We start from the raw sequence: 18252 nt of genomic DNA on the forward strand, positions 1-18252 counted from the left end.
CAGAAAAAGCCTTCTCTCCCCGCGACGCGCGGTCACCCGTGCGGCGTCAAAAGAGTCACGCCGGCAGCGGGTCGCACGCCTCGATCCGCACCCCGTCAAAGCCGGCCACAGCCCGCGCCAGCCCCTCCGGCCCGAGCAGGCAGCCCGCGGTCGAGAGCGAGTCGGCCAGCGCGGCGGAAGGCGCCGAGACCGAGACCAGCGACAGGGCTTGGCCCGAGGGCAGGCCGCTCCGCGGATCGATGATGTGGCCCAGCCGCCCCTCGGGGTCGAAGACCGTGGCGCGCGGGGCAGAGCTGGCCACCGCGCGGCCGCTGAGGGGCAGGGCGCGGCCGTTGCTGAGCTGCACCGGCCACGGCCCGCCTTCGGGCGCCGCGCCGCGGGCGGTGATCTCGCCCATCTCGCAAAGCACGTCGGTCAGCCCCAGCGCCCCCAGTCGCGCCGCCACCCGGTCGGTGATGAACCCCTGCGCGATGCCGTTGAGCGTCAGGGCCATGCCGGGGCGGGCCAGCGCCACGCGGGCTGGGGTGACCTCCACCCCCTCCCACCCGGTCAGGGCCAGCGCCGCGCGGCGCTCGGCGTCGGTGACGGCGCGCCCGGCGGCGGCGGCGGTCGCGTGGGCCGCCCAGACCGGCTGCACGGTCGGATCGAAGGCGCCCTCTGTCGCCCCGTGGACCACCCCGGCCAGCGTCAGCAGCTCGACCATCTCGGTCGAGGGCGCCGACAGCGCCCCCTCGCGGTTGAGCCGCGCGAGTTCGGAATCCGTCCGGTAGAGGCTGAAGATGCGCTCGAGCCGCGCCAGTTCGTCCAGCGCCGCCGCCACCAGCCGGTCGGCGTCGGGATGGGCGAGGATCAGCCGCGCCTCGGCGCCCAGCGCGATGCCGCGCCAGTCGGTGACCCGCAGCGCGCCTTGCCCGATCGCGCCCTGCGCGCCCGCACCCCCCGCGCCCAGCGCGTGCCCCGCAGCGGGGGCGAGCGCGCCCAGCGCGGCGATGGTGATGAAGCGGCGGCGGCTGAGGGTCATGGCTGTTTCTCCTGCTCGGCCGACAGCGCCTTGAGGCGCGCGGCGAAATCGCTGTCGTCCTGGGTCTCGCTGGTGCCGGCGGGGCCGTCGGGGGCCAGCACCACCTCGGCCGGGATGGCGCCGAGCCGCGCCACGCTTCCGCCGTGGCGGCCGGCAAAGTCGCGCGCGGCGGCCTCGGTCCCGAAGGGGATCAGCTCGGGCGTGCCCATGCCCCCCGCCTGGTCCGAGCCCGTGACGTAGAAGGCCGCCTCCGCGTCGATCCAGTTCATCGCGCCCGGCGCCTCCCACGGGGCGGCGGCCATGTCGCTGACGTAGACCGCGGTGATCTCGCCCTCCTGCTCGGGCAGCAGGCGGAAGGCGGCGGCGTCGCGCACCTGGCTGAAGAACAGCGGATGGGTCATGCCCTTGAGATGCACCTGCGCCTTGGGGCCCGGATGCTCGAGCAGGTTCATCTGGCAGAAATGCCCCACCGCCTCGGCGGTCATCGGGACCGGATCGGGGCGGGCCACGGTCTCCTCGCGGCAGGCGGCGAGCACGAGGATCAGCGCGAGGGTGCGCGCGGCCCTCACGGCGTCACCCGGCGGAAGGCGGCGGTGGCGAGGCCCAGCGTGACCAGCGGCCAGAGCACCAGCGAGGCCAGCGCCTGCCACAGCGGGATGGTCGCCGCCGCCCCGCCAAGGCCCGCGGCGGCGGCAGTCGCCTCGCTGGCGCCGAGGTTGTAGAGGCGGAAGGCGTCGGCGGGGTTGGCCAGCAGCAGCGCCGGCAGCGCGCGCCCCAGCGCCTCGCCGCCCTGCGACACGATGAGGCCCAGCAGCGCGAGGTCGTAAAGGACCACCGCGACCAGCCAGATCCCGATCGCCATCCCCGCCGCGCCCGACGGCCGGCGCGAGAGCGCCGAGGCGAGGTAGCCCGCGCCGAGGAACGAGGCCCCGAGCAGCACCGAGGTCCAGCCGAGCCGGATCAGCGCCGGCACCCCCCGCGCGGCGCCGGCGTCACCCAGTCGCGCAGCGGCGGCGGCGAGGCCGTAGCCCACGGCGATCGCCAGCGTCAGGATCGCCAGATGGGCGAGGAACTTGCCCGCCAGCACCTGAGCGCGGGTGACCGGATAGGTCAGCAAGAGCGGCAGGGTGCCGCGCTCGACCTCGCCTGCCACGGCGTCGAAGGACATGAGCAGCGCGACCAGCGGCACGAGATAGACGGCGAGGCTGGTGAGGGACGCTACCACCACCGACAGCCGGTCGGCGCCGAGCGCGCCCGAGGGGGCCGAGCCCGCGGCCGCCAGCGCCAGCGAGAACAGGCCCATGAGCGCCACGGCGATCAGCACCCAGCGGTTGCGGGCGGCGATGCGCAGCTCGACGCGGGCGAGGGCGAGGATGCGGGTCATGCGGCGACCTCCTGCGCGGGCAGATCGCGGCGGCTGATGCGGGCGTAGATGTCCTCGAGGCTCGGCGGCTGGATGTCCACGTCGGCGAGCCTCGCCTGCGCCGCGCCCACCCGGGCCAGCGCGGCGAGCTTGCCGGCCCGCGGCACCGCCAGCCGCAGCGCGCCGGGGCTGCGCTCGGCCTCGGGGAAGGCGCGGGCCAGCGCGTCCTCGTGCCCCGGGGCGGGGGTGAGCAGGAAGACCACCGGCAGGTCGGCCTCGGCCCGCAGCGCCTCCATCGCGCCCAGCGCCACCAGGCGCCCGTGCGCGAGGATCGCCATGCGGTCGGTGCGCGCCTCGACCTCGGTCAGCGCGTGAGAGGACAGCAGCACGGCCGTGCCGCCCGCCGCCAGCTCGTCGAGGAGGGCGTAGAACTCGCGCCGCGAGACCGGGTCGAGGCCCGAGGTCGGCTCGTCCAGCACCAGCAGCCGCGGGTGCCCGATCAGCGCCTGGGCCAGGCCCACGCGCTGCCGCATCCCCTTGGAATAGGTGCCGATCCGGCGGTCGGCGGCGTCGGCCAGCCCCACCCGGGCGAGCAGGTCGCCCGCCAGCCGCGCCGGCTCGCGCCGCAGCGCCAGATAGGCGCTGATCTGCTCGCGCCCGGTCAGCGCCGGGTGGAAGGCCACGTTCTCGGGCAGGTAGGCCGTGCCCTCGCGGGCCGCGGCGCTGCCCGGCGCGGCGCCCAGCACCCGCACCTCGCCCGAGGTCGCGGGGATCAGCCCCAGCACGATCTTCATCAGCGTGGACTTGCCCGCGCCGTTGTGGCCCAGAAGCGCCACCCGCTCGCCGGGCGCGACCTCAAGCGTCACGTTATTGAGGGCGGTCACCGCGCCGAAGCGCCTAGTGAGCCGTGAGAGGGTCAAGCTGCTCATCATCTTGTCCTTGGGCCGCGCGGGCGGCCTTGGCCGCGGCGGCGGCGGTCTCGATCTCGGGCGAAAGCGCGATTGCGGGCGGCGCCATCAGGGGGAAGCTGTCCACCACCCCGCCGGGCAGGGTCGCGGGAAAGCTCGACTGGCTGTAGCGCACGAGCTGCACCACCGGCGAGCCGGTCAGCAGCGCCGCCGCGGGCTGGGACCACAGCACGTGGTCCATCAGGTCGTTGGGCCGGAACCGGCTGTCGGCGATCCCGTCGCCGTTCAGGTCGAAGTTCGCATGGTCCGACCAGTAGTTGCCGCGACCCTCGAGGCTCCACTCCACATCCCGGGTGCCCACGTATTTCACCTGCGTCCGGTTGCCCAGGAAGCCGTTGCCGGTGATGGCGTTCTTCTCGGACCCGGCGGTGAAGTGGATGCCGATCTCGCAGCCCTCGAAGCGGTTGCCGGCGATGATGTTGCGGTGCGAGTTGTAGACGAAGACGCCCTTTTCCGCCCCGCGGATCAGGTTGCCGGTCACGTCCGAGTTGTTGGTGTAGTTGAACATCAGCCCCTGCGCGCGGTCGTTCAGGCTGACGTTGCCCTGCACCTTGAGCCGCTCGGAATACATCAGCGCATAGCCGAGGTGGTTCGAGAGCGAGACATTGCCCGCGATGGTGCTGTCGTGGGCGTACATGTAGTGGACCGCGAAGCGCAGGTTGGTGAAGCGGTTGCGGGTGAAGGTCAGCTTGCGGCCGATGGTGACGTAGATGCCGTCGCGGCCCCAGTCGATCACGTTGCCGTCCACCACGAGCCCGGGCGAGGTCCAGACATAGACCCCGTTGCCGCGGTCGTTCATGCGCCGGTCGCGGCGGCCCTCGATCAGGTTGCCGCGCACGGTGACGTCCTGGCCGCCGTGGACGTCGACGCCGTAGAGGTTGCCGACGATCCGGTTGCCCTCGACCACCGCCCGGTCGCCGCCCTTCTTCACCTGCACGCCGCTGTCGATGTCCTGGTGCGACGACCCGGACCCGGTGAGCGTCAGCCCGCGCACCACCGCGTCGGGCGCGGTGATGGTGATGACAGAGCCGGTGCCGTGCGCGTCGATCACCGCCTCGGTGGCGGGGTCGGGGGCGCGCGTCTCAAGCGGCGCGGCGCCGGCGGGGCCGGTCACCGGCGCGGTGCCGGGGCCCTGCAGCCTCAGCGGCTTGTCGAGCGTCACCGGGCCGTCATGGCGGCCCGGCGACAGGGCGGCCGCGATGGCCGCCGCGAGCGCCCCCGCGCCCAGCGCCACCGCGCGCTCGGCCGCGCGGCCGGGGCCGGGCAGCACGAGCGCGAGGGCGAGCGCGAGCAGGGGGGCGAGGGCGTGGCGCATGGTCAGGCGGTCTTCGGCTCGACCAGCATCCGGCCGCGCATCTCCATGTGCAGGGCGTGGCAGAACCACTGGCAATAGTACCAGTAGACCCCCGGCATCGCCGCCGTGAAGGTGACCGACGCGGTGGCCTGCGGCGCGATCTCCATCGCCACGCCGTGGTTGCCCAAGGTGAAGCCGTGGGTCAGGTCGTCCAGATCGTCGAGGTTGGTGACGATGACCGTCACCTCGTCGCCTTCCTTGACGGTGAACTTCTCGAGGCTGAAGTTCGGCGCCTGGCTGGACATGTAGACCCGCACCTTCTTGGGGTCGTCCTTGTCGCGGATCACCTGGTCGGTCCATTCGTCGAGGTTGATGCCGTCCGCCTCGGCCTGCTTGCGGGTGTCGGCCCAGAACGGGTCGTTGCGGTCCCACACCGACTTGATGTTCGACATGATGTCGGCGCGGACGGCGATGGCGTCATGGGGCTCGGCAAAGTTCGGGCCGTCATGGACCAGCTTCATCTCGTCGCCCGAGATGTCGATCAGCTGGTCGTTTTCCGGCTTCAGCGGGCCGACGTTGATGAAGCGGTCCTTGGAGAACTTGGACAGACAGACCATCCAGCGGCCGTCCGCGTCCAGCGTCTCGCCCATCGAGGTCTTCAGGTGGCCCGGCTGGTAGTGCACGTCCAGCTTCTGCCGGATCGGGTCCACCTGTTCGCCGTTGTGGGCCTTGATGGCGTCCTCGATGTTCCACTTGACCACCTGGCTGTCGAGGAACAGCGTCGTGAAGGCGTTGCCCTTGCCGTCAAAGGCGGTGTGCAGCGGACCAAGCCCGACCTCGGGCTGGGCGACGATGACCGACGCGGGCTCGGCCTTGTCCTCGAACACGTCGGCCAGTTTCGTCACGTCGATCACGCTGACCGTGGGCGACAGCTTGCCGCCGATGCACAGGTGCTTCTTGTCGGGCGCCATGTTGCAGCCATGCGGGTTCGACGGGATCGGGATGTAGCGGGTCAGCTTCTTGGCCGCGTTTTCCTTGCGTCCGTCCAGAACCTTGACGCCCTGCACCTCTTCATAGTCGCCGGCGGCGATGGCGGCCTCGATGGCCTCAAGGTTGAAGACCACGACGTGGTCCAGCTCGCTCTCCATCATCTCGGCCGAGTTCACGCCCATTTCCGAGTTGTACGAGGTCGAGAAGGCGTACTTGCCCTCATAGTCGGCGTCGCAGTTGTCGAGGTTGCCCGACACGATCACCTGCCAGGCCACCGTCATCGTTTCGGTGTCCACGGCGCTGAAGAAGTTGATGTATTTCGACGGATCGTCCAGCACCGAGCCGTCGTTGACCATCGGCGCCTCGTCCTCGCCGTTGCAGAAGAGGTATTTGGACGAGGGGACCTTCTGCGGACGCATCCCGTGGATCCCCTTGGCGTTCGGGATTTCAAGGATCTTGTCGCACTTCATCACGTCGCAGCGGACCCGCGCCACGCGGGTGTTCGCCTTGTCGTTCATGAACAGGTATTTGCCGTCGTAGGTGCCGTCCGTATAGCTCATGTGGACGTGGTGCAGGTCGCCGTTGTCGTGGACCTTCTTGCCCTGCGCGGCCAGGTAGGCGCGGGTCTTGTCGGTCATCGTCTCGGTCAGCACCTTGAGCGATTCGTTGGTCTGCCCCCAGCCGGTGGCCGAGCAGCGGTTGAACACCGGGATCCGCATCAGCTCGCGCATCGAGGGGATGCCGAGGATGCGCACCTCGCCGGTCTGCCCGGACGACCAGAACCCGTAATAGCTGTCCAGCTCGCCCGGATGCAGGATCCACGGCGTCGCGCCCTCGGCCGGGGCCTGCGCCGCGGCCGGGGTCGCCGAGGCGGTGGCCAGCGCCGCGGCGCCCGCGCCGCCCATCAGTCCCAGCCGCGCCGCGCCGGCCCCGCCGAGGGCCGCCAGCCCCCCCACGCCGGCCGTGGCGCCCAGAAGGCCGCGGCGGCTGATGCCGTTGGTCTCGCTCATGTCAGTTCCCCTTTTGCCTTGATGTTGGGATGGTTCAGGATCCGGTCCAGCGATGCCGCGCTGGCCGAAGCGGTTTCCCGGCGTTTCAGCGTGCGCTGGACGACCGGGCATTTCTCTTTCGAGTGGTAGAGCACCTGGCAATGCATGCAGTTCAGGCACTCGTTCGGGTTGATCTGCCCGGTCGGATGGATGGCCTGGACCATGCATTCGACCCCGCAGGTCTGGCAGGGGTTGCCGCATTCCCGATAGCGTTTCAGCCAGTCGAACATGCGGATCCGCGCCGGGATCGCCAGCCCCGCCCCCAGCGGGCAGAGATAGCGGCAGTAGAAGCGTTCGACGAACAGCCCCATGACCAGCAGCCAAGCGGCGTAAAGGACGAAGGGCCACTCGCGCACGAACTTGAGGATGATCGCGGTCTTGAACGGCTCGACCTCGGCCAGATGTTCGGCGCGGTCGAGGCTCATCAGCGAGACCGCGAAGAGACCGAGGAAGATCATGTACTTGACCGGCCACAGCCGCTCGTGCAGCCCCCACGGCAGGCGCCATTGCGGCACACCCAGGCGGCGGGCTGCGTGGTTCGTCAGCTCCTGCAGCGCGCCGAAGGGGCAGAGCCAGCCGCAATAGGCGCCGCGGCCCCAGAAGATCAGCGCCGCCGCCACCGCGAACCACAGGATGAAGGTCAGCGGATCGAGCAGGAACGCCTGCCACGAGAAGCCGTTGGTGAGCGAGTTGAACAGCGCGAGGATGTTCACCACCGAAAGCTGGGCGTTCATCATCCAGCCGAGCCAGACCAGCGTGACGGTCAGGAACGCATAGCGGAACACCGCCACCGCGCGGGCCGAGCGCGACAGGTAGTCCTGGAAGAAGAAGGCGAGCGTCAGCACCCCCAGCATCACCAGCAGCGCGGCGATCTGCGGGGTCTTCGCCTCCCAGATGCGCTTCCAGAGCTGGGCCTGGGCGTCGGCCTCGGCATTCGCCGCCTGGGCCATGACCTCGGCCGGCGGCGCGGCGGCGAGCGGCGTGGTGGCCTGGCCCTGCGCGGCGGGCGCGGGGGCGGCGTCGGGTGCCGTCGCGGCAGGGGCCGGGGCAGGGGCGGCGGCGGCGGGCTGCGGGGCCGCGCGCAGATAGGCGGCGGGCAGTTGGTAATCCATCTCGAAGGTGGTGAAGGCCTTGTCGATCGCCGCCACCTGCCGGAACACGAGCAGTTGCAGTCGGAACGGCTTCGCGGGGTCGAAGCCCGCGTCGGCGGGGATCTTGAACAGGTCCATCTCGGTGAACTTCGGCGCGCCCTCGGCGGCCAGCGCGTTCATCCGCCGGTGCTGGCGGTCGCGGAAGCGCACCGAGCTGTCGCCCTGCATCAGCTGGATGCGGTCGAAGATGCCGCCGCGGACATAGCCCGAGCCCTTGAAGGAATAGAGCCCGTTGCCGAGCACCATGATCGCGTGCTCGCCGGGCTTGAGCCATTCAGCGAGGTTCTTGGCGCCCTGTTCGCCCAGAAGCGCGCGGGCGATGGAAGGCTCGCTGACCAGCGCCAGCCGCAGGTCGATGAAGCTCGTCTCGGGCGGCTCGGTCAGCGGGCGCTCGCGTGCGCGGGGGTCGGCGTGGTTGGCGAAGGTCTGGTTGACCGTCGCCACGTCGATGGCCAGCCGGCGCACGGTGCCGTCCCCCTCGAGCGTCGCCCAGTCGGTGGCGGCCTTCGCGTCGGGGTTCAGCTCCATCACCGGGCCCGCGGCAGCGGCGGTCTGCGCGGGCGCGGTTCCCAGACCGCCCAGCCCCAGCGCGCGGGCGACGTGCAGGCCCGAGCGGACGATCGAATCGTCGATCACCATGACCGTGACCGTCGCGCCCGAGATGATGTTGAGCTTGTGGGCCGAGCCCCCGGCCTGCGCCTCGGCCCGCAGGTCGAGGCCGACGTAGCCCGCCGCCATCTCCTGGATCTTCTCGTTCGGGATGCCGATCAGGACGATGGGCTCGGAATGCTTCACCAGACGCACGCCCAGCACCTTGGCGTCCGCGTCCACCGCCACGGCGGTGTGGATCGGCTTGCCGGAATAGCCGGTGGTGCCGACGAAATCCGAGGTGATGTAGACCCAGCCGAGCTGCTCGGCGCCGCGCATCACCGGCGCCACCGCGAGGTCGGGCCGGATCGGCCCGAAACCGTCGGCGCCCGGCACGATGTCGCCGGGGGCGAGGTCGGGCAGAAGCTGCACCAGATGCGAGGCGGCGGTGTTGACCGCCGCAGCCGCCGGGGCCGGCGCGCCCGGGGTCGTCTGGGCGCGGCCCGGCTGCGGCATCAGCAGGACCAGCGCGAGGCAGAGAAGCGAAAGGGTACGGACAAGACGCATCATTCAGATCACCCTCGGGGGGCCTCGCGCGGGGAAGGGTTGTGCTTCGCGGCCCGGCACGGGCTGGGCGCGCGTCAGGGACCGGCCAAGCCGGACGAACTCCGCGCCGCGTTCGGGCGCGGGCGGGGGGAAGTGACCCGCCACCGGTTGCGGCTGCGGCAGGCAGTCGGGGCAATGCCGGCAGGCGGGGGCGCGGGCGGGCTCGGGCTGTCCGTCCGGCCCGATCACCACCGTGACCGCGCCAGCCTCGGCGCACAGCACGACCGCGACGCCCTCGCCGCGCATCGGCTGGGCGAGCGTCGCCACGGGGGCGAGGCTCAGCGCGCAGACGGCAAGAAATGTCAGGATGGCCCGGAACATGGCCCGGGTGATACGCCCCGCACCCGTCGCTGCCATGACATCAGTCAAGCGCCCCGGCGCGACGCCGCGCTGCACCCCGCGCTTGCCTTGCGGCGCGTCACGGGGCAGGGAAACGACAGGGGCCCGGCTGCGTTCGGGCCATGACGGGAAAGAGGACAACGGATGGCCGACGACCCCTATGCCGCGCTGGGCGTTTCGCGGACGGCGACCGAGGCCGAGCTGAAGAAGGCCTATCGCAAGATCGCCAAGTCCGACCACCCGGACCTGAACGACGACCCGGCCGCGCAGGAGCGCTTCAAGGCCGCCTTGGCCGCCTATGACCTGCTCAAGGACCCCGAGCAGCGCGCCCGCTTCGACCGGGGCGAGATCGACGCCCAGGGGCAGGAGCGGCCGCAGCGCCGCTACTACCGCGACTTCGCCGAGGCGCAGGGCAACCCCTACCGCGAGCAGGCGCATTACGGCGATTTCTCGGACGTGTTCGCCGACCTCTTCGGCGATGGCGTCGGCGGCGCGCGGGCCGGGCGCCGGGGCGGCGGGGGCGCGCGCAGCTTCGACATGCGCGGGCAGGACCACCGCTATACGCTCGAGGTCGATTTCCTGACCGCCGCGCGCGGCGGCACGACGCGGATCACGCTGCCCGACGGCAACATGCTGGACGTGGCGATCCCGGCCGGGACACGCGACGGCCAGACCATCCGGCTGCGCGGCAAGGGCGGCGCGGGGATGGGCGGCGGCGCCGCGGGCGACGCGCTGCTGCAGGTCACGGTGGCCGACCACCCGGACTGGCGGCGCGACGGCGACGACGTGATCACCATCCTGCCGATCTCGCTCGACGAGGCGGTGCTGGGCGCCAAGGTCGAGGCCGAGACGTTGGACGGGCCGGTGAAGCTGACGGTGCCCGCGGGCGCCTCGTCCGGGCGCAAGCTCAGGCTGCGCGGCCGCGGGCTGAAGGGCGAGGGCGGCAAGCGCGGCGACCAGTATGTCGAGCTGCGGATCATGCTCCCGCCGGTGATCGACGACGAGCTCGAGAGCTTCATCCGGCGCTGGCACGAGGCCCATCCCTACGACCCGCGCGCCGACAAGGGGAGGGGACGATGAGCCGCTCGATGTCGCGCGAGGAACTGCTCGCGCTGATACCCGAACTCTCCGCCGACCGCCTCGCGGCGCTGACCGAGGCCGGCGTGGTGCGCCCGCTCAAGGCCGACGCCGAGCCGCGCTTTGCCGACATCGACGCGGCGCGGCTGCGGCTGGCGCTCGACCTCGACGAGGCGTTCGAGCTGCACGACGAGGCGCTGCGGCTTGTGCTGTCGCTGATCGACCAGCTGAACGGGATGCGCGGCGACATGCGCGCGGTGCTGGGCGCGCTCGCCGAAGAGCCGCCCGAGACCCGGGCCCGCCTGCGCGAGGTGATCGCCCGCGTGGTCGTGATCGAACGCTGAGCGCCGCACGGTGAACGTCACGCTGCGCGACCGGGGGCCCCGACCCGGCGATGACCGAGGCCGAGGGCGGATGCCACTGCGGCGCGGTGCGGTTCCGGGTGCGGCTCGCGGACGGGCTGCGGCCCGCGCGGCGCTGCACCTGCTCCTTCTGCCGGATGAAGGAAACCGTCGCGGTCACCGTCGCCGACGGCGGCTTCACGCTGATCTCGGGCGAGAGCCTGCGCGACTACCGCTTCAACACCGGCACGGCGCGGCACTGGTTCTTCGGGGTCTGCGGCATTGCCACCCACCACGCGCGCCGCTCGGTCCCCGGTCAGTTGGCGGTGAACGCGGCCTGCCTCGACGGGGTGTCGCCGTTCGATTTCCTCGACCTGCCGGTGATGGACGGCGAGGCGCACCCGGCCGACAGCGGCGTGTCGCGCGAGGCCGGCCGGCTGCGCTACAGCCCGGCGTAAAGCGCCGCGAGCCGCGCCGCCTCGACCTCGAGCCCGAACGGCGGGTTCAGCACCACCATCCCCGACCCGATCATCCCGTGCCCCGGCTGCGCAGGCGGAAACCGCACCTCGGAGCGCAGCGCCTCGGGGTGGGCGGCGGCCAGCGCCTCGGCCATCCGCCGGTGGCGGGCGTCCGCGAGGATCGGATACCAGAGCGCGATCACGCCGACGTTCCACTTGCCCGCCATGCGCCCGATCCAGCCCGGCAGGCGGTCATAGTCGGCCTTGACCTCATAGCTCGGGTCGATGAGCAGCAGCCCCCGCCGCGGGGTCGGCGGCAGAGCCGCGTTGGCCATGGCGAAGCCGTCCTCATGGCGCAGGTCGGCGAACCCCGCCACCGCCTGAAGCGCCGCGAACTCGGCCGGGTGCAGCTCGGCCAGATGCGCGCGGTCGCCCGGCCGCAGCAGCGCCCCGGCCACCAACGGCGAACCGGGATAGGCGTCGGGCCCGTGCGCCGCCCGGACCGCCTGCAGCGCCGTGCGCAGCGGGTGGCCCTCGGGCAGCCAGCCCTCGGCTAGCGCGCGGGTGATCCCGGCCGCGGCCTCGCCCGTCCGTCGCGCCTCGGGGGCGCCGAGGTCATAGAGGCCGCGGCCGGCGTGGGTCTCGAGGTAGCTCAGGGGCTTCGGCTTCTCGACCATCCGCGCCAGCGCCACGGCCAGCAGCGCGTGCTTGTGCACGTCGGCCAGGTTCCCGGCGTGATAGGCGTGCTGATAGGACAACATGGGATCGGGGGTAATCCGCACGGCCGTCGAAGGAAAGGGTTGGAAATGAAAAGCGGCGGCGCCCAGGGAGGAGGGCGCCGCCGCACAACGCTGGCCCGGGGAGGAGGAGGGCCGCGTATCCGTTGCGATGGAACCGGGGAGGAGGTCGGTCGCCATCGCCACGTCCGGCCCGGGGAGGAGGAAGGGCCGCCGTATCTCGTTCCCGCGCTGACCCGACGGGAAGGGAAGCGGCGACCCCGGGGAGGAGGAGAGGGGTCGCCGCCGACAACGCGAACCCAGGGAGGAGGAGGGGTCCGGCTGCATTCGGAACATCTGCCGGGGAGGAGGTCGGCTCGTGTTCCTTGCAGACAATCTGGCCCGTATGCTGCGAACGCACAATGGCCATCTGGCGCTAACAGATATGCACTATATGCATGACTGCGAACGGAACCGGCGAAGAATCGCTCATATTTAGCGCAAAAAATGCGCCCAAAGATTAATAAATGGGACTTGTCATCCAAATATCATGTGTTTGACGCAACGTCCGTGCCCGCGCGGGGCATCTAATGCTGCGCAGCGGCATCGGGCGGGGGTCGCGTCCTCTCTTAGGCCGCCCCGGCGCTCGGCACTGGTCGTCGAATCGGTGCCCGCCTATATCGGGTCTGACAAGCGACAGAGGAAACCGGACATGGCGACGCGCGACGAGGTGATGCGGGAACTGGCGCAGGTGCCGATTCCCGGCGGCCGGACCCTGGCCGAGGCCGACATGATCCGGGCGCTGACGATCTCGGACGACGAGGTCCGCTTCGTGATCGAAGCGCCCGACGCCGAGTTCGCTCGCGCCCTCGACCCCGCCCGCGCCGACGCCGAGCGGCGGCTGACCGCGCTCGGGGTGCCGCGGGTGAGCATCGTCACCACCGCCCCGGCCGGGGCGCGGCCGCAGGTCGCGGCGCGCTCGGGCCCGGCGGGGGCCGCAGGGGCGGGTGCCCCGCCCAGCCTGACCATCGGCCGCCACCCGACCCCGCAGGCCGGGCCGCAGGCGATCCCCGGCGTGGCCCGGATCGTCGCCATCGGCTCGGGCAAGGGCGGGGTCGGCAAGTCCACGCTGACGACCAACCTCGCCGTGGCGCTGGCCCGCGCCGGGCGGCGGGTCGGCGTGCTCGATGCCGACATCTACGGCCCCAGCCAGCCGCGGATGCTCGGTGTCTCGGAACGGCCCCGCAGCGAGGGCGACCGGATCATTCCCGTCCGTGCCCACGGCGTCACCATGATGTCGCTGGGGCTGATGATGAAGGACGGCGAGGCGGTCGTCTGGCGCGGCCCGATGCTGATGGGCGCGCTGCAGCAGATGCTGAACCAGGTCGAGTGGGGCGATCTCGACGTGCTGCTGGTGGACCTGCCGCCGGGGACCGGCGATGTGCAGCTGAGCCTGTGCCAGAAGGCGCCGGTGACGGGCGCGATCATCGTTTCGACCCCGCAGGACGTGGCGCTGATCGACGCCCGCCGGGCCATCGACATGTTCGCCAAGCTCAAGACCCCGGTGCTGGGGCTGGTCGAGAACATGAGCGCCTATGTCTGCCCGAACTGCGGGCATGAGGCGCATCTGTTCGGCCACGGCGGCGTCGCGGCCGAGGCGCAGGCCCGCGGGCTGCCGTTCCTGGGTGAGATTCCGCTCGACCTGTCGGTGCGGCTGGGCGGCGATTCGGGCCAGCCCGCGGCGCTGGCGGCCGGGCCGGTGGCCGACGCCTATGCGCGGCTGGCCGACCGGCTGGTGCAGGGCGGGATGGCCTGAGGCCGGGAAAACACGGGAAAGACCGCTGGGAAAGCCTGGGACGGCGCGGCCACCGCGCCGCCCGGCCGGCGAATCGCGGCCGCGTGAGAGGCCGTGATCCGGGCGTGGGCTGGGTCGCTAGTTGGCGGGCAGGGCGCCTTGGGCGGGCCGATTTCTGTCGGTCTGGGAAAACCTGCCACTATTCTGCCACACCAAAACCGCCACAACATCTAGTTGAACGCTGCGCTTGCAGCTTCAATATCTGTTGCGCTCCACCCCCGACCACCCGAATGTTCCCGGCGTGTTCCGGCTGACGCGCGCGTGATCGCCCGCGACGGGGGCGAACAAAACCGTTGCTTCCCATGCTTTCCCATGCCATCCCTCTGCCTACGGACGACGGGCTGACAAGGGGCAGCAAGACCCCAGCCAAGGCAGGCTTCATACAGGCACCCCGCCATCCGTGAACCGACCTGGCCGCGCGCGAGCAGCACCTCCCCCAGGTGGCGCGAAAAAGCCGGGCGATCCCCGAAACTTCGGGGCCCAGAGATGGGACGAGGGCGGCGGATCGGGCAGTGGCAGCGGCCCGATCCGCCCTTTCTCAATCTGGGGCAGGGACAGTGGAAGGACGCGGGCCGTGGCACGCAGGTTCAGAGGCTCGGAGGAGGTCAAGGTCGACGCCAAGGGGCGCATCTCGATCCCCGCCCGGTTTCGCCGCGTCTTCGAATCCGCCGACCCCGATTTCGAGGCCCGCAAGCGCGCCCAGCTCATCGTCGTCTATGGCTTCACCGACTGGACCAGCCTGCGGCTGTACACCGTCGAGGCGATCGACGAGATCGACGCCGCGATCAGCCGCATGGCCCGCGGCTCGGCCGAGCGCAGCTTTCTCGAGACGCTGATGAACGGCCTGTCGGAAGAGGCCGAGATCGACGCCGACGGCCGCCTCGTCCTGCCGCAGCGGCTGCGCGAGAAGATCGGGCTCGACGACCGCTGCTTCTTCCTCGCCCAGGGCGACTATCTGAAACTCTCGACGCCCGAGACCCACGAGGCCGACCTCGCCGCCATCGCCGCGGCGATGCCTGCGCTCGAACCCGGCGCCGATCCCCTGTCGCTGCTGCCCCCGCCCCCGGGCGCCGAGGCGGCCGTCTGATGGCGGGGCCGGCCGAGGGGCCGCACGTCCCGGTGCTGCTGCGCCCGTTGCTGGCCGCGGTCGCGCCCGTGTCGGGCGTCTGGGTGGACGGCACCTTCGGCGCCGGCGGCTATGCGCGCGGCCTTCTTGACGCGGGCGCGGCGCAGGTGATCGGTATCGACCGCGATCCGGCGGTGTTCGACATGGCGCGGGCCTGGGCTGGCGACTATGGCGACCGGCTGCGGCTGGTGCAGGGGACGTTCTCGGACCTCGACGCCCTCGCCGGCGGGCCGGTGGACGGGGTGGTGCTGGACCTCGGCGTGAGCTCGATGCAGCTCGACCAGCCCGAGCGCGGGTTCTCGTTCCTGCGCGACGGGCCGCTCGACATGCGGATGGCGCAGGACGGCGACAGCGCGGCCGACCTGCTCAATACCGCCGACGAGGCGCTGATCGCCGACGTCCTCTATCATTACGGGGAAGAGCGCGCCGCCCGCCGCATCGCCCGCGCCATCGTCGCCGCGCGGCCGCTGACCACCACCGGGCAACTCGCCGAGGTGGTGCAGTCCTGCCTGCCGCGCCCGAAGCCCGGGCAGAGCCACCCCGCCACCCGCAGCTTCCAGGCGATCCGCATCTGGGTGAACGACGAGTTCGGCCAGCTCGTCGCGGGCCTCGCTGCCGCCGAGCGTGCCCTGGCCCACGGCGGGCGGCTGGCGGTGGTCAGCTTCCACTCGCTCGAGGACCGGATCGTCAAGCGCTTCATGCAGTCCCGCGCCAACGCCGCCGGCGGTGGCAGCCGCTACGCGCCCGAGGTGGTCCACGGCGCCGCCGCCTTTACCCTGCCGTTCCGCCGCGCCATCGGCGCCGACGAGGCCGAGCTGGCCGAGAACCCCCGCGCCCGCTCGGCCTTCCTGCGCGTGGCCGTGCGCACCGACGCGCCCGCGGGCCGCGCCGATCCGGCCGCGCTGGGGCTGCCGGCCCTGCCGGGGGCGGGCTGATGCGGGCGCTGGTCTATCTGATGACGGTGCTGGCGGTGATGGGGCTGGCGTTCTGGGCCTACCGCGAGAACTACCGCACCCAGGCCCAGATCGACGAGATGCAGGCGGTCCAGAACGAGATCGCCCGGCTGCGCGACGATCTGGGGGTGCTCAGGGCCGAGTGGGCCTATCTGAACCGCCCCGACCGGCTGCGGGCGCTGGTGGACATGAACTTCGACCGGCTGCGGCTCGGTCCGGTGCAGGCGACGCAGTTCGGCAACGCCCGCAACGTGGATTACCCCGACCCGAACGCCGTGGCGGCGGGCGCGGCCGACGCGGTGGCGGGCGAGGATCTGCTTGATCCGGTGCCCTCGCAAAACCGCGGCGCCCCGCCGCCCCGCCCGCGCCGCCCGGCGGTGGACGGGGCCGCGGCCGCGCCGACCGCTGACGCCGAAGCTGCCGAACCCGAACCCCCTGACGCCGAGCCGATGGACGAGGCCGAGCCGCCGGCCGACGCCGCCGTGACCACCGCCGACGACCCCGCCACCGACCCTGCCGCCGACCCCGCCGAGACCGAGGAGTGACGCCGATGATCCGCACCCCCCTTCGCCCGCTCGCCCGCATCCTCTCGGCCCGCCAGAAGGGCCAGGACCCCGACGAGATCGAGGCCGAGCTGCGCGCCCGTCGCCACGCCGAGATCCAGGACCGCGCGCGGCGCCGGGCCGAGGGGCGGCTGCGCTGGATGGTGCTGGGCTTCGTGCTCGCCTTCGGCACCGTGGGGGTCAAGATGGGCACCCTCGCCTCGAGCCAGCCGGTCGAGCCGCGCGCCCAGACCTCGGGCGCGCAGATCATGTCGCAACGCGCCGACATCGTGGACCGCCGCGGCCGGGTGCTGGCCACGAACCTCTCGACCCACGCGCTCTATGCCCACCCGCGCGACCTCGTGGACCCCGAGACGGCGGCGGCGAAGCTGGCGAAGATCTTCCCCGACCTCGACGCCAAGCGCCTCAGGGCCGACCTGACGGGTGAGCGCAAGTTCGTCTGGATCAAGAAGAAGATCAGCCCCGAGCAGATGCAGGCCGTCCACGACATCGGCGAGCCGGGGCTGGTGTTCGGCCCGCGCGAGATGCGGCTTTACCCCAACGGGCGGTTGGCCAGCCACATCCTCGGCGGCTCGCAGTTCGGCAACGAGGGCGTGAGCTCGGCCGAGGTGCTGGGCATGGCCGGGGTGGAAAAGGCCTTCGACGGCTGGCTGCGCGACCCCGCGAACGGCGGCGCGCCGCTGCAGCTTTCCATCGATCTGACCGCCCAGGCGGCGATGGAGGAGGTGCTGGCCAACGGCATGAAGGTCATGTCCGCCAAGGGCGCGACCGGCATCCTGATGGAGGTGAAGTCGGGCGAGATCATCGCCATGGCGAGCCTGCCGGACTTCGACCCCAACGACCGGCCGCGCCCGCTGCTCAAGGGCGATCCCTCGGACAGCCCGCTCTTCAACCGGGCGGTGCAGGGGCAGTACGAGCTCGGCTCGACCTTCAAGATCTTCCCGGTGGCGCAGGCGATCGACGAAAAGCTGGTCAACGCCAACACGATGATCAATGCCAACTCGCCGATGAAGATCGGCAAGTACCTGATCCACGACTTCCACAACTACGGCGGCCAGCTGTCAGTGCGCGACATCATCGCCAAGTCCTCGAACGTGGGGACGGTGCGGGTGGCGCAGATGCTGGGGGCCGAGCGCCAGCAGCGGTTCCTCAAGAACCTCGGGTTCTTCGAGCCGACGCCGGTCGAGATGACCGAGGCGCCGACCGGCAAGCCGCTGGTGCCGCGCCGCTGGCCGGCGGTGACGGCGGCGACGGTGGCGTTCGGGCACGGGCTGGCGGCCAGCCCGCTGCACCTCGCCTCGGCCTATGCGACGCTGGCCAACGACGGGCGCCGGGTGCGCCCCACGCTGGTCCACCGCAAGCAGCCCGTGCAGGGCGAGCAGGTGCTGTCGCCGCAGGCCGCGGCGGCGTCGCGCGACCTGCTGCGCGGGGTGGTGACCCGCGGCACGGCCAAGGCCGCCGAGGTCACCGGCTATTCGGTGGGCGGCAAGACCGGAACCGCCGACAAGCCCAAGCCCGGCGGCGGGTATTTCAAGAGCCGCGTCGTCTCGACCTTCGCGGCGATCTATCCGACCGACAAGCCCGAGTATGTTCTGGTCGTCTCGCTCGACGAGCCGTCGGTCTCGGCGGCGGGCGGGGGCGAGCTGCGCACCGCCGGCGCCACCGCCGCCCCGGTCGCGGCGGCGCTGATCCAGCGGCTGACACCGATGCTGGGGCTGAAGCCCGAGGGCGCGGCGCTGCCCGAGATTGGACCTCGCGCCAGCGATGCCGTAAGGGTCTCGTCGAGATAACCTC

Annotated in this window: 17 protein-coding genes; 8 read left to right on the forward strand and 9 right to left on the reverse strand. The window is 71.7% G+C overall.

What is annotated here, in order from left to right; genetic code table 11:
- Positions 1-55: 55 nt before the first annotated feature.
- Genes ACFHYO_RS01115 through ACFHYO_RS01150 form a run of 8 tightly spaced genes read right to left on the reverse strand, consistent with a single transcriptional unit; the run spans position 56 to position 9387 of the window.
- Positions 56-1021, reverse strand: a complete 966-nt coding sequence (locus tag ACFHYO_RS01115; RefSeq protein ID WP_394317732.1) for an FAD:protein FMN transferase — start codon at positions 1019-1021, stop codon at positions 56-58.
- The gene (locus ACFHYO_RS01120; RefSeq protein WP_394317734.1) at positions 1018-1590 is read right to left on the reverse strand and encodes a nitrous oxide reductase accessory protein NosL; all 573 of its coding nucleotides are present in this window, start codon (positions 1588-1590) and stop codon (positions 1018-1020) included. Before ACFHYO_RS01120 ends, ACFHYO_RS01115 begins: the two co-directional genes overlap by 4 nt.
- Entirely contained in the window at positions 1587-2405 is an 819-nt protein-coding gene (locus tag ACFHYO_RS01125) for an ABC transporter permease (protein WP_394317736.1), read from the reverse strand. The genes ACFHYO_RS01120 and ACFHYO_RS01125 overlap by 4 nt, the downstream gene beginning before the upstream one ends.
- Positions 2402-3316 carry an ABC transporter ATP-binding protein gene (locus ACFHYO_RS01130; protein WP_394317738.1) on the reverse strand — a complete coding sequence of 305 codons (915 nt, stop codon included), beginning with the start codon at positions 3314-3316 and terminating at the stop codon, positions 2402-2404. Before ACFHYO_RS01130 ends, ACFHYO_RS01125 begins: the two co-directional genes overlap by 4 nt.
- Positions 3282-4667 (reverse strand): nitrous oxide reductase family maturation protein NosD, encoded by a 1386-nt coding sequence (locus tag ACFHYO_RS01135; protein ID WP_394317740.1) that lies wholly within the window; start codon positions 4665-4667, stop codon positions 3282-3284. The genes ACFHYO_RS01130 and ACFHYO_RS01135 overlap by 35 nt, the downstream gene beginning before the upstream one ends.
- A 2-nt stretch (positions 4668-4669) precedes the next feature.
- Positions 4670-6646, reverse strand: a complete 1977-nt coding sequence (nosZ, locus tag ACFHYO_RS01140) for a TAT-dependent nitrous-oxide reductase (RefSeq protein WP_036730695.1) — start codon at positions 6644-6646, stop codon at positions 4670-4672.
- Entirely contained in the window at positions 6643-8991 is a 2349-nt protein-coding gene (locus ACFHYO_RS01145) for a 4Fe-4S binding protein (RefSeq protein WP_394317772.1), read from the reverse strand. Before ACFHYO_RS01145 ends, nosZ begins: the two co-directional genes overlap by 4 nt.
- Before the next feature lie 3 nt (positions 8992-8994).
- Positions 8995-9387 carry a hypothetical protein gene (locus ACFHYO_RS01150; protein WP_394317742.1) on the reverse strand — a complete coding sequence of 131 codons (393 nt, stop codon included), beginning with the start codon at positions 9385-9387 and terminating at the stop codon, positions 8995-8997.
- Positions 9388-9513: 126 nt separating this feature from the next.
- Between ACFHYO_RS01150 and ACFHYO_RS01155 the strand changes: the two genes are divergently transcribed.
- From ACFHYO_RS01155 to ACFHYO_RS01165, 3 genes are read left to right on the forward strand one after another with little or no spacing between them, the layout of a single operon-like run.
- Positions 9514-10449 carry a DnaJ C-terminal domain-containing protein gene (locus ACFHYO_RS01155; RefSeq protein WP_394317744.1) on the forward strand — a complete coding sequence of 312 codons (936 nt, stop codon included), beginning with the start codon at positions 9514-9516 and terminating at the stop codon, positions 10447-10449.
- Positions 10446-10790, forward strand: a complete 345-nt coding sequence (locus tag ACFHYO_RS01160; RefSeq protein WP_052171758.1) for a hypothetical protein — start codon at positions 10446-10448, stop codon at positions 10788-10790. Before ACFHYO_RS01155 ends, ACFHYO_RS01160 begins: the two co-directional genes overlap by 4 nt.
- Positions 10791-10840: 50 nt before the next feature.
- Positions 10841-11245, forward strand: a complete 405-nt coding sequence (locus ACFHYO_RS01165; RefSeq protein WP_394317747.1) for a GFA family protein — start codon at positions 10841-10843, stop codon at positions 11243-11245.
- Here the strand turns inward: ACFHYO_RS01165 and rlmJ are convergent.
- On the reverse strand, positions 11230-12006 hold the full coding sequence (gene rlmJ / locus ACFHYO_RS01170) for a 23S rRNA (adenine(2030)-N(6))-methyltransferase RlmJ (protein ID WP_394317749.1): 777 nt from the start codon (positions 12004-12006) through the stop codon (positions 11230-11232). The genes ACFHYO_RS01165 and rlmJ overlap by 16 nt on opposite strands.
- 667 nt (positions 12007-12673) lie before the next feature.
- On the opposite strand from rlmJ, the gene ACFHYO_RS01175 reads away from it, so the two are divergent.
- The 5 genes from ACFHYO_RS01175 (at position 12674) to ACFHYO_RS01195 (ending at position 18248) form a co-directional block, all read left to right on the forward strand.
- Positions 12674-13777: an Mrp/NBP35 family ATP-binding protein gene (locus ACFHYO_RS01175; RefSeq protein WP_394317751.1), complete on the forward strand. Its 1104-nt coding sequence runs from the start codon at positions 12674-12676 to the stop codon at positions 13775-13777.
- Between the two features lie 613 nt (positions 13778-14390).
- Positions 14391-14903, forward strand: a complete 513-nt coding sequence (gene mraZ, locus ACFHYO_RS01180; RefSeq protein ID WP_036701858.1) for a division/cell wall cluster transcriptional repressor MraZ — start codon at positions 14391-14393, stop codon at positions 14901-14903.
- Positions 14903-15877, forward strand: coding sequence for a 16S rRNA (cytosine(1402)-N(4))-methyltransferase RsmH (rsmH, locus tag ACFHYO_RS01185; RefSeq protein ID WP_394317753.1), 975 nt, complete (start codon positions 14903-14905; stop codon positions 15875-15877). The genes mraZ and rsmH overlap by 1 nt, the downstream gene beginning before the upstream one ends.
- A complete protein-coding gene (gene ftsL / locus ACFHYO_RS01190; RefSeq protein ID WP_394317755.1) occupies positions 15877-16440 on the forward strand; it encodes a cell division protein FtsL in 564 nt (187 codons plus the stop codon). Before rsmH ends, ftsL begins: the two co-directional genes overlap by 1 nt.
- Positions 16441-16445: 5 nt before the next feature.
- Positions 16446-18248: a peptidoglycan D,D-transpeptidase FtsI family protein gene (locus ACFHYO_RS01195; RefSeq protein WP_036730722.1), complete on the forward strand. Its 1803-nt coding sequence runs from the start codon at positions 16446-16448 to the stop codon at positions 18246-18248.
- The last annotated feature ends 4 nt before the right edge of the window (positions 18249-18252 follow it).

Source organism: Paracoccus panacisoli (assembly GCF_042435015.1).
Classification (GTDB): Bacteria; Pseudomonadota; Alphaproteobacteria; order Rhodobacterales; family Rhodobacteraceae; genus Paracoccus; species Paracoccus panacisoli.

What these genes read in the sequence shown, in the direction of transcription:
- ftsL (WP_394317755.1), top strand. Translation starts at nt 15,877, where the DNA reads ATGCGGGCGCTGGTCTATCTGATGACGGTGCTGGCGGTGATGGGGCTG.
- ACFHYO_RS01130 (WP_394317738.1), bottom strand. Translation starts at nt 3,316, where the DNA reads ATGATGAGCAGCTTGACCCTCTCACGGCTCACTAGGCGCTTCGGCGCG.
- ACFHYO_RS01165 (WP_394317747.1), top strand. Translation starts at nt 10,841, where the DNA reads ATGACCGAGGCCGAGGGCGGATGCCACTGCGGCGCGGTGCGGTTCCGG.
- ACFHYO_RS01125 (WP_394317736.1), bottom strand. Translation starts at nt 2,405, where the DNA reads ATGACCCGCATCCTCGCCCTCGCCCGCGTCGAGCTGCGCATCGCCGCC.
- ACFHYO_RS01175 (WP_394317751.1), top strand. Translation starts at nt 12,674, where the DNA reads ATGGCGACGCGCGACGAGGTGATGCGGGAACTGGCGCAGGTGCCGATT.
- ACFHYO_RS01135 (WP_394317740.1), bottom strand. Translation starts at nt 4,667, where the DNA reads ATGCGCCACGCCCTCGCCCCCCTGCTCGCGCTCGCCCTCGCGCTCGTG.
- nosZ (WP_036730695.1), bottom strand. Translation starts at nt 6,646, where the DNA reads ATGAGCGAGACCAACGGCATCAGCCGCCGCGGCCTTCTGGGCGCCACG.
- ACFHYO_RS01155 (WP_394317744.1), top strand. Translation starts at nt 9,514, where the DNA reads ATGGCCGACGACCCCTATGCCGCGCTGGGCGTTTCGCGGACGGCGACC.
- ACFHYO_RS01145 (WP_394317772.1), bottom strand. Translation starts at nt 8,991, where the DNA reads ATGCGTCTTGTCCGTACCCTTTCGCTTCTCTGCCTCGCGCTGGTCCTG.
- ACFHYO_RS01195 (WP_036730722.1), top strand. Translation starts at nt 16,446, where the DNA reads ATGATCCGCACCCCCCTTCGCCCGCTCGCCCGCATCCTCTCGGCCCGC.
- rsmH (WP_394317753.1), top strand. Translation starts at nt 14,903, where the DNA reads ATGGCGGGGCCGGCCGAGGGGCCGCACGTCCCGGTGCTGCTGCGCCCG.
- ACFHYO_RS01150 (WP_394317742.1), bottom strand. Translation starts at nt 9,387, where the DNA reads ATGGCAGCGACGGGTGCGGGGCGTATCACCCGGGCCATGTTCCGGGCC.
- rlmJ (WP_394317749.1), bottom strand. Translation starts at nt 12,006, where the DNA reads ATGTTGTCCTATCAGCACGCCTATCACGCCGGGAACCTGGCCGACGTG.
- ACFHYO_RS01160 (WP_052171758.1), top strand. Translation starts at nt 10,446, where the DNA reads ATGAGCCGCTCGATGTCGCGCGAGGAACTGCTCGCGCTGATACCCGAA.
- ACFHYO_RS01115 (WP_394317732.1), bottom strand. Translation starts at nt 1,021, where the DNA reads ATGACCCTCAGCCGCCGCCGCTTCATCACCATCGCCGCGCTGGGCGCG.